The sequence below is a fragment of the Thermococcus sp. genome (genome assembly GCF_027008145.1).
Taxonomy (GTDB): Archaea; Methanobacteriota_B; Thermococci; order Thermococcales; family Thermococcaceae; genus Thermococcus.
Genome location: NZ_JALTCZ010000074.1, coordinates 1 through 8645, shown reverse-complemented (window position 1 = coordinate 8645; position 8645 = coordinate 1). Strand labels below are relative to the sequence as shown.

Annotated in this window: 14 protein-coding genes; 8 read left to right on the top strand and 6 right to left on the bottom strand. The window is 53.9% G+C overall.

Going from position 1 to position 8645, the window contains the following annotated elements; genetic code table 11:
- Together MVD07_RS03550 and MVD07_RS03545 are read left to right on the top strand one after the other, a co-directional pair.
- Nucleotides 1–562, top strand: a 562-nt coding sequence (locus MVD07_RS03550; RefSeq protein ID WP_297498745.1) for a phosphorylating glyceraldehyde-3-phosphate dehydrogenase, incomplete at its 5' end; no start/stop codon positions are given.
- 39 nt (nucleotides 563–601) lie between these two features.
- Nucleotides 602–964, top strand: a complete 363-nt coding sequence (locus MVD07_RS03545) for a hypothetical protein (RefSeq protein ID WP_297498742.1) — start codon at nucleotides 602–604, stop codon at nucleotides 962–964.
- Between the two features lie 2 nt (nucleotides 965–966).
- On the opposite strand, the gene MVD07_RS03540 is transcribed toward MVD07_RS03545, so the two are convergent.
- Genes MVD07_RS03540 through MVD07_RS03530 form a run of 3 tightly spaced genes read right to left on the bottom strand, consistent with a single transcriptional unit; the run spans nucleotide 967 to nucleotide 2564 of the window.
- Nucleotides 967–1251, bottom strand: coding sequence for a DUF167 domain-containing protein (locus MVD07_RS03540; protein ID WP_297498740.1), 285 nt, complete (start codon nucleotides 1249–1251; stop codon nucleotides 967–969).
- Nucleotides 1248–1754, bottom strand: a complete 507-nt coding sequence (locus MVD07_RS03535) for a DUF402 domain-containing protein (RefSeq protein WP_297498737.1) — start codon at nucleotides 1752–1754, stop codon at nucleotides 1248–1250. Before MVD07_RS03535 ends, MVD07_RS03540 begins: the two co-directional genes overlap by 4 nt.
- A 9-nt stretch (nucleotides 1755–1763) precedes the next feature.
- Complete coding sequence (locus tag MVD07_RS03530) at nucleotides 1764–2564, bottom strand: diadenylate cyclase (RefSeq protein WP_297498735.1); 801 nt, start codon at nucleotides 2562–2564, stop codon at nucleotides 1764–1766.
- Nucleotides 2565–2637: 73 nt separating this feature from the next.
- On the opposite strand from MVD07_RS03530, the gene MVD07_RS03525 reads away from it, so the two are divergent.
- From MVD07_RS03525 to cyaB, 3 genes are read left to right on the top strand one after another with little or no spacing between them, the layout of a single operon-like run.
- Nucleotides 2638–3195 carry a flavin prenyltransferase UbiX gene (locus MVD07_RS03525; protein ID WP_297498731.1) on the top strand — a complete coding sequence of 186 codons (558 nt, stop codon included), beginning with the start codon at nucleotides 2638–2640 and terminating at the stop codon, nucleotides 3193–3195.
- The gene (locus tag MVD07_RS03520; protein ID WP_297498728.1) at nucleotides 3173–3655 is read left to right on the top strand and encodes an Lrp/AsnC family transcriptional regulator; all 483 of its coding nucleotides are present in this window, start codon (nucleotides 3173–3175) and stop codon (nucleotides 3653–3655) included. Before MVD07_RS03525 ends, MVD07_RS03520 begins: the two co-directional genes overlap by 23 nt.
- A 1-nt stretch (nucleotide 3656) precedes the next feature.
- A complete protein-coding gene (gene cyaB, locus MVD07_RS03515; RefSeq protein WP_297498725.1) occupies nucleotides 3657–4166 on the top strand; it encodes a class IV adenylate cyclase in 510 nt (169 codons plus the stop codon).
- Between the two features lie 3 nt (nucleotides 4167–4169).
- Here cyaB and MVD07_RS03510 read toward each other — a convergent pair whose 3' ends face one another.
- Nucleotides 4170–5363 carry a redox-regulated ATPase YchF gene (locus tag MVD07_RS03510; RefSeq protein ID WP_297498723.1) on the bottom strand — a complete coding sequence of 398 codons (1194 nt, stop codon included), beginning with the start codon at nucleotides 5361–5363 and terminating at the stop codon, nucleotides 4170–4172.
- Between the two features lie 69 nt (nucleotides 5364–5432).
- On the opposite strand from MVD07_RS03510, the gene MVD07_RS03505 reads away from it, so the two are divergent.
- Genes MVD07_RS03505 through corA form a run of 3 tightly spaced genes read left to right on the top strand, consistent with a single transcriptional unit; the run spans nucleotide 5433 to nucleotide 7648 of the window.
- Entirely contained in the window at nucleotides 5433–5795 is a 363-nt protein-coding gene (locus tag MVD07_RS03505; protein WP_297498720.1) for a NifB/NifX family molybdenum-iron cluster-binding protein, read from the top strand.
- A 34-nt stretch (nucleotides 5796–5829) separates the two neighbouring features.
- Nucleotides 5830–6660 (top strand): MBL fold metallo-hydrolase, encoded by an 831-nt coding sequence (locus MVD07_RS03500; protein WP_297498748.1) that lies wholly within the window; start codon nucleotides 5830–5832, stop codon nucleotides 6658–6660.
- 4 nt (nucleotides 6661–6664) lie between these two features.
- Nucleotides 6665–7648 (top strand): magnesium/cobalt transporter CorA, encoded by a 984-nt coding sequence (gene corA / locus MVD07_RS03495; protein ID WP_297498717.1) that lies wholly within the window; start codon nucleotides 6665–6667, stop codon nucleotides 7646–7648.
- Here corA and MVD07_RS03490 read toward each other — a convergent pair.
- Nucleotides 7645–8343, bottom strand: coding sequence for an aspartate racemase (locus MVD07_RS03490; protein ID WP_297498714.1), 699 nt, complete (start codon nucleotides 8341–8343; stop codon nucleotides 7645–7647). The two genes, corA and MVD07_RS03490, sit on opposite strands and share 4 nt — an antisense overlap.
- A gap of 10 nt (nucleotides 8344–8353) precedes the next feature.
- A partial coding sequence (locus tag MVD07_RS03485) for a cupin domain-containing protein (protein WP_297498711.1) occupies nucleotides 8354–8645 on the bottom strand: 292 nt, incomplete at its 5' end.

Here is an 8645-nt window from a genome sequence, read left to right as displayed (position 1 = left end):
AACGCTCTCGGCACTCCAGGAATACATCGACTACGTTTACGCCGTGATGATACGCCGCGCCGCTGACCCGAACGATTCCAAGAGGGGACCGATAAATGCGATAAAGCCGACCGTGGAGGTTCCTTCGCACCACGGGCCCGACGTTCAGACGGTGATTCCGATAAACATCGAGACCACAGCCTTCGTCGTGCCAACGACGCTCATGCACGTCCACAGCGTTATGATAGAGCTCAAGAAGCCGCTGAGGGAGGAGGATGTAGTTGACATTTTTGAAAACACCACACGCGTTCTCCTCTTCGAGAAGGAGAAGGGGTTTGAGAGCACGGCCCAGCTCATAGAGTTTGCCAGGGATTTGCACCGCGAGTGGAACAACCTCTACGAGATAGCCGTCTGGAAGGAGAGCATAAGCGTTAGGAACGGGCGGCTCTTCTACATCCAAGCGGTGCACCAGGAGAGCGACGTTGTGCCTGAGAACGTCGATGCAATAAGGGCAATGTTTGAGATGGCCGACAAGTGGGAGAGCATAAGGAAGACGAACAAGAGCCTTGGGATTCTGAAGTGAAAAGTTAAAAGACCCTTTCTCCTTCTTTATCCGAGGGCTATGGACACTGAAGAACTCCTGATTGTAGTGGGAATCCTCATTGCAATCGCGGCCCTCTTAATACCAGGCCAGCATCTCAGTGGAACTTTCTGCGAGGGACAGTCGGGCAGGCTGGGGGACTACTACGTGAGCGTTGCCAACGGTTACCTCCGGGTCTCGGCCTCCACGGGGAACGTTTTCGTAGCATGGAAGGATCATGTCATCCAGAAGAGAGCTTGGATAGACTACACCTACTCAAACTCTACGGGCTGCTACACCGTTGAAGTCAGCTACAAGGGGCCCGGCTACCTGCTCACCTTTGCCGGCGGGCTCAGCCTGGTCGGTGGGGTGTTTTTCTATATGACGTTCCTGAAGTACAGGTGAGCTCAGAGGCCGAGCCTCTTCCTCACCTCCTCCTCTCCAACTCCCTTCACGAGCAGGTTCTTCTCCCTGCTCGTCTGGCCCTTAACGAGCTCGACCTCCGCATTCAGCAGTTTCGAGAAGAACTTCACAACCTCTTTGTTTGCCTTTCCGTCGACGGGTGGGGCTTTGATTTTGACCTTCAAGCGACCGCGCCACCCGTCTATGCCCTCAACCTCGTTCTTCTTAGCCTTCGGCTGGACGTAGATGAGAAGGAGCGTTCCGCCCTTCGTCTCTCTCAGGAACTTCACTCAAATCCCCTCCACTCGTACTCCCACACGATTTGGGGCGGGAACTCACCGCGTTTAAGCTTTTCGAGTATCTCCCTGGCAACGGAGTAGGAGAGGTCGAAGGTTTCCCTGTCAATTAGGCCGTGGTTCAGGACCATCTCAAGCTCGTCCTCGTCGAGGAGGAAAACCCTGCCGTCGGGAAAGATGAAGATGTCAAGGAAGAGGTCGAACATCTTCACGGTGTTTCCCTCGCGTTTTGTGTAGGCGAGCACATCTATGTAAATTCCTTTGAAGTTTCCCTTTTCGTCGTAAACCTTCAGTATATCGTAGTTCTCCCCAATGAAGGCGAAGTAGAGCATGCCATAGCCGTTATCTATCACCTTAACTCCGCCCACCCTGAGCGGGGTGAGCATCCCGGAAAAGATTGATCTGGCAACAATGATGTTTCCGAGGTCGGCGATGACTTCATCGTCCCTCTCTATAATCCTGTTCGGCAACCTGCGGTAGATCAGGTGAATCCTCATCGGAACACCTCAATAGGTCAGTCTCGGGTTGTACTCAAGTAGCATGAGCCCGTTCTTGAATATCCTTATCGTCCCGCTCTCAGATAGGCTTATGGCCATCGCCTTCGTCAGTCTCGTTATCCCCGCAGCTGCTATGTGCCTGCTCCCCAGCCCGGGAGGAAGCATCAGGTCAACGACCTTTGGTTTGACCTCAAGGTACCTGCCAGCCGCAGCTATTCTGCCGTCCTCCCACACAACGAATGCCCCATCGAGCTGGGCGAACTCCTTTATAATCTCCTTGCTGTCCTTGTCGAGGACGTTAATTTTATGTCCCTTAAAGGGATTCGGTATCAGCTGACGGGAGTGCTTGAGAACCCTCCTCGTGTCCCCTATCACGAAGATACTCCCTACCTGCCTGCCCTCCCTGCCCTCGATGCTCAGCTCTATCGCTATCTCAAGCAGCCTCTGGAGGACGTTCTGGCTCTGGGAGAAGAAGCTCTTCATTGCCGAGATGCCCTTCTTCACGGCCTTTATTCCGATTGAGCTCTCGGTCACGTAGACGAAGGAATCTCCCTCTTTTACCATCTCGTGTTCGATTAGGAAGGCTGAGATGAGGTTCAGGATGTTCTTCAGGTCGAGGTTCTGAGGGACTGAAATTCTTTTCACTCTGTCCTCTTCGATATCAAAGGTCGAGCCCACAACGACAACGGGCAGGCTGACGTTGGGTATCTTCTCTTCGGGTATCTCATTTAGAACGACTATCGCCTTGGCTCCAAGCTTGAGGGCTATTTCAACCGCTCCCTCAAGAAGAATCTCAGGGACTTCGCCCATAGTGCCTTTACCTCCCTAAGGAACTCTCAAGAACATATAAAAACGTAGCGATTGAACTTCTTCCGGTGGTGTCATGAAGGTCGTGGTTGCCATAACCGGTGCGAGTGGTTCGGTTTATGGGGTTCGTCTGGTCGAGGTTCTGAGGGACCTGGGCCATGAAGTCGTTGTTCTAGCTTCAAAGACCGGGATAAGCGTTGCGAGGCACGAGCTGGGGATAACGGTAAAACCAGACTACACAGAGGATAACCTCTTTGCTCCCGTTGCCTCAGGTTCCCACCCCTTTGACGCAATGGTCATCGCCCCGTGCTCAATGAAGACCCTCTCGGCGATAGCCAACGGCTACGCCGACAACCTGATAACCAGAGCCGCAGATGTTGCCCTCAAGGAACGCAGAAAGCTCATCCTCATCATCAGAGAGACCCCGCTCAGCCTCATACACATCGAGAACATGCTGAAGGTGACGAGGGCCGGAGCTGTAGTGATGCCTGCATCTCCGGGATTTTATACAAAACCCAAAACATTGGATGATATAATAAACTTTATAATCGGCAGAACGTTAGATATCCTGGGGATTGAGCACAGCCTTTACCGGCGCTGGGGGAGTCCGCATGATTCAACTGGACGACCTTGACAGGGCGATACTGAGACTGCTGAAGGAAGACGCCCGTCTTACCATCTCCGAGATAGCGGAGCGCCTGAAGAGGCCGGAATCGACGGTTCACTTCCGAATCAAGAAGCTTCTTGAGAAGGGCGTCATCGAACGCTACACCATAATCCTCGGCGAGTCCCTCCAACCGAAGGCGGTGGCCCTCGTTTACCTCGAAGCCGAGACGCCCATCATAGAGGACTTTCTGGAGAAGTACATCAGCTACATAACGAGAACCCTCTCGATACTCCCCAACGTCCTTATGGTAGCGAGGAGCGGAAAGAACGGCGTGGTTGCCCTCGTTGGAGAGGATAACGAGAGCAAGCTCAACAAGTTCATAGATGAGACGATAAGGACGCTCCCGACGATAAAGCGGATTGAGGTCATCCCGATAAACGAGTTCGCGAAGGGTCACGACCTTGTTGGCTTCCTCGTGAGGGTGTAACATGGAAATCGAGGTAAAGTTCAGGGTCGATTTTAAGGGAATCATGAAAAAGATTGAGTCCCTGGGGGCTTCCTTCGATAGAGAGGAGCTCCAGGAGGACATCTATTTCTCCCTTCCCTATCCAAGGTTGCTCAGGGTCAGGAACGTCCCAAACCTCGGGAGAGCCTACCTCACCTACAAGGATATAAAGGATCCCGGGCGGAACGAGGAGTTTGATGAGCTTGAAGTCAAGGTCTCCGACTTTGAAACGGTCGTTGAAATCCTTAAGAGGCTGGGGTTTAGGGAGGACGTGGTCGTCAGGAAGAGACGCCTCGTTTACCGCCTTGACGGGGTAACCTTCGAGCTGAACGACGTGGAGGGCCTTGGCGGATTTCTGGACATAGAGGTCATCTCGGATGATGTTAGAGAAGCCAAGAGAAAAATCTGGGAGGTTGCCCGAAAACTCGGTCTCAGTGAGGTAGACGTCGAGCCGAGGCTCTATCAGGAGCTCATCAAGAGTGAGAAAGGCTAAAAGTTACTTCGCCGTTGCGACGATTTTTATGATGTCATTGGACTCAAGCCGGTAGTCCTCCCCGACGCGCCTGTGGGTTCTGGCGTTGACGGCGTAGAGGAAAGTCCTCCCGAGGTCGGTGTGAACCTTGTATGCTAGGTCCCTCGGCGTTGAGCCCCTCGGAAGGAGATAGACATGGGGTAAAACGTTGCCGAACTGGTCGGTGAGCTTATGCTCGTCTTGGACAGGGTAGACAGGGATAAGGTTCAACAGGTCAAAGACGGCCCTGTTTATCACCTCCTGGACGCCGGTTGAGCCGAAGCGGTTGAGAACCCTTTCCTTGATGAGCTGGAGGGCTTTTTCTTGCTTAGGGCTCATCTTCTTGAGGACTTTGAAGCCGGAGCTGCCCGGGATGTAGTCGATAAAGCCAGCTTTAGCTGCTTTCCTGAGGGTCAGCTCAGCCACGGCACTCGTTGGGATGACGATGTAGTCCCTCTTTTCGCCCTCCTTTTTCAGCCTCTCAATCTCGTCGTCGCTCGCGGCGTCTGCCTTGTTGGCGGCTATGATAATGGGCTTGTTTATCCTCCTCAGCTCGCGGACGAAGGCGAAGAGATCTTCATCAGTCCATTTAGTCGGGTCGCTTCCCAGCCCGAGCCTGTGGACGGCCTCCCAGACGTCCTCCTCCCTAACGCCTATCCCCGAGAGGTGATCCGCTATCGCTCCCTCAAGCTTTATCCCCTGGATCTTTACCCTCTTCGCGAACTTCTCCCAGCCCTTCTTGAGTATCCCGAGTATCCAGTAGTCTATCTCCCTCTCAAGGAACTCGATGTCCTCGACCGGGTCGTGGTAGTCCGTAGGCTGTCCCTCGGCGTCGGTCTTTCCGGTCGCGTCAACGACGTGGATTAGGGCTGAGGCCATCCTGAGGTCGTCGAGGAACTTGTTGCCCAGCCCGCGACCCTCATGGGCACCGGGGACGAGACCTGCAACGTCTATCATCTTGATCGGGATGAGGGCCTTTCCATCGCGGTACTCATAGTTCTGGGGGTTTGGTTTACAGCCGAGCTCCCTGCAGGGGTGCTCCGCTATCGCGTAGGTTACACCTACGTTAGCCTCTATCGTCGTGAAGGGGTAGTTGGCTATGTCCACGTCAACCAGCGTCGCAGCGGAGAAGAAGGTTGACTTTCCGACGTTTGGCTTTCCAACGACGCCTATCTCCATTTACTCCACCGGCCTAAGTTTGCGCCAGGGTTTTAAGGACTTTTGGATTACATTGCCAAGGTGAGTTTGATGAGAGTTGCCGTTCCCTCGGACGGGGGCTTTGACGGGAAGGCTGTTCCCCTCGATATGGCAGGTGGAATAGCGATAGCCGAGATCGGGCCAGATGGCGTCAAGGAGATAAAGGTAATAAAGCCCGGGGAGAACGCTGCGGGGGAGCTGAAGCGTGAGGGCGTTGAGCTCGTCCTGACCCCAGAGATTCCTGAAGAGCTGGCCCTAAAGTTCACTAAGCTCGGAATAATGGTTCTCACCGGGGTCAGCGGGAAGGTCAAGGAGGTTATAATGCTGGCACTGAAAGGAACCGTGAAGAATGCCTTTAAGGCCGGTCTCGGCATGGCCAAGATGGGAAGAGATGTTGTGACCCGAAAACTATAACTCCCCCTTTTCCTAATCTCCCTAGGTGGAAGAGATGCGCGTCACCGTCCTTGTCGAGGACTACTCAGGCTATGAAAGTCCCTTCCTGGCCCAGCATGGGGTGAGCTTTCTGATAGAGAAGAACGGCAGAAGGGTGCTGTTTGATACGGGTCAGAGTGCTTATCCGGTTCTTCACAACATGGGGCTCCTCGGTATAAAACCTGAGAGCATAGACTACGTCTTCCTGAGCCACTGCCACTACGACCACACGGGAGGGCTCTTGGACATTCTAAAGGTGGCTGGAAAGAGGGTTCCCCTCATAGCCCATCCCACAATCTTCAGGAGGCACTTCGTGATGGGGCCTTCCCTAAGGGATGTGGGGATTCCCTTCAGGAGGGAAGAGGTTGAGAAGCTGGCGGAGCTCTACCTGACGGTGGAGCCTATCGAGATAGTTAATGGCCTCTACTCGACGGGTGAGATAGGGGACAGGGAAGATTTCGAGAGGGCTGGCATAGGGGTTTACACGCTGAAGAAGGGAAAGATTGTGGAAGACTTGCTCCTCGATGACATGAGCATAGTGGTAAAGACAGAGGAGGGACTCGTCGTTGTGAGTGGCTGTTCCCATGCGGGCATAGTTGGCATAGTGAAGCACGCCATAAGGCTGACCGGCAAAGATAGGGTTAAGGCCGTTATCGGCGGTTTCCACCTCATAGATGCGGGCGAAGAGCGGATAAAGAGAACGGTTGAGGAGTTCAAGAGGCTGGGGGTTGAAGAGGTCTACACAGGTCACTGTACGGGGCTGAAGGCCGAGGCTGAATTCATGGAGGCCTACGGCGAGCGCTTCCACAAGCTCCATTCGGGGATGATAATGGAGTTCAGGGGATGAGCGGATGAAAGGGAATAAGGAAAAGAGGCCGGGGATAACTGTGATGGCCTATTCTAGGGATAAGTTTCTGAGCAAGAAGGCCGAGACCCTTCGGGATGCTATCTTTCCCGGCAACTACAAAGTTGCGTGGGTGAACGTCGAGGGGCCCCTTCCTGTGGAGGAGCTGAAGAGTGAGCTGGGCTTTCCCGACGCTATCGTCCGGAGTTTGGCCAAGGGCTCCGGAAGGCCGAGGGTAATGGTCTTTGGGGACTACCTCTTTCTTCTCCTTCATCAGGTCTATGAGATAGAGAGTGGCTTGAAGAGGGAGAAGATAGGGATTTTTCTCAGGGGAAACCTTCTCGTTACAGTTCAGGAGGTGTCCGGAGATGTCTTCGGCCCGGTAAGGGAGAGCATCCGCCAAGGGGAGGGCCTCTTCCGTGAGCGCGGTGCGGACTACCTGCTCTTTGCACTCCTTGAGGCGATAGTCGAGAACTACGTGCCGATAATAGAGCGCATAAGCTCCAAGATGGAAGAGCTTGGGACGAGAATTCTGTCAAAGGGCGATGAGAGTGTCCTCCACAGGATACACGGCATAAGGGGGGAGATACTCTTCATGAAGAGGACTGTCTTTCCGCTCCTCGAGGCCTTCAGAAAGCTCGGGTTTGAAGGCTCCCGGTTCTTTAGCGAGGAGTCCCTCCCCCTGATAAGAGAGCTCCACGACCATGTCCTTGAGGTTCTTGAAATCCTGGAGAGTCAGGGGGAGATGGCCAACAGCCTCGTGGAACTTTACTACTCAACCATCTCAATGAAGACCAACGACATCATAAGGATCCTGACGGTCGTCTCAACGATATTCATCCCTCTGACGTTCATAACCGGCATCTACGGAATGAACTTCCGCTACATGCCCGAGCTCTACTGGCGCTACGGCTACCCGGCGGTTCTCATAGTTATGCTCGCCATTGCCATCGGCATGCTCGTCTACTTCAAGAGGAAGGGGTGGATTTAGAGTTCTTCGATACCGAGGGCAAGTTTTACAGCCTTCTCCGCTATGACGTCCATCGGATCTATGAGAGGAACCTTCAGGTCTTCGGGTCTTAGTGCGACGCTGACCTCTGTACAACCCGCTATTATCCCCCCGGTTCTCTCTTCAAGCTTCCTCGCGACCGTCAGGAGCAGCTCCCTCCCAAGCTCAATGTTGCCTGCCTTGACGCCATCGTAGATACCCTTCATCACGAGCCTCTGGTCGTCCTCGTCCGGAAGGATAGGCTCGATTCCCCTCCTCTCAAGTGCCCTCTGGTAAACACGCCCCTTTATCGTCCCGTCCGTCGCGAGAAGGCCAACCCTTCTGATGCCCATCTCCCTTACCCTCTCGGCCGTTTCCTCGACCATGCTGACTAGTGGAATGTTTATGGCCCTCTGGATGTCCTCTGCAAAGTAGTGGGCCGTGTTGCAGGGCATTATTACGAAGTCGGCACCGCACTCCTCAAGCTTTTTTGCGCTGGCTATGAGCTCGGGCCTCGGGTCTTCGCCGTGGTCAACTATAAAGGCCGTCCTGTCCGGTATCTTCGGGTTGTTGTAGATTATTACCCTCGGATGGTCTTGGTCGCGCTTTGCAGGGGTCTTCTCAACTATCCTTCTGAAGAGGTCGGCCGTAGCCAAAGGCCCCATTCCGCCGAGGATTCCTATAATTCTTTCCGCCATGATATCACCCCTACTCATCCAGCCAGACAGAGTCGTCGCCGTAATAGTTTAGCTTCACCACGAAGAGCCTGAAGGGTTCATCGCGCTCGTTGACGACCCAGTGGACCGTTTTTGGTTTTACAAGAAAGATATCCCCTGGCTTTGCGAGGTATTCCGTTTCACCTATCCCCAGCCTCGCCTCGCCGTCCATGATGTAAAACAACTCGTACTGGCGCTCGTGATAGTGTTTCCTAACCGTCTGCCCTGGCTTGACCTCAACTATCTGGGCGTACGAGCCTTCGGGCAGTTCTCCTTCAAAGAGC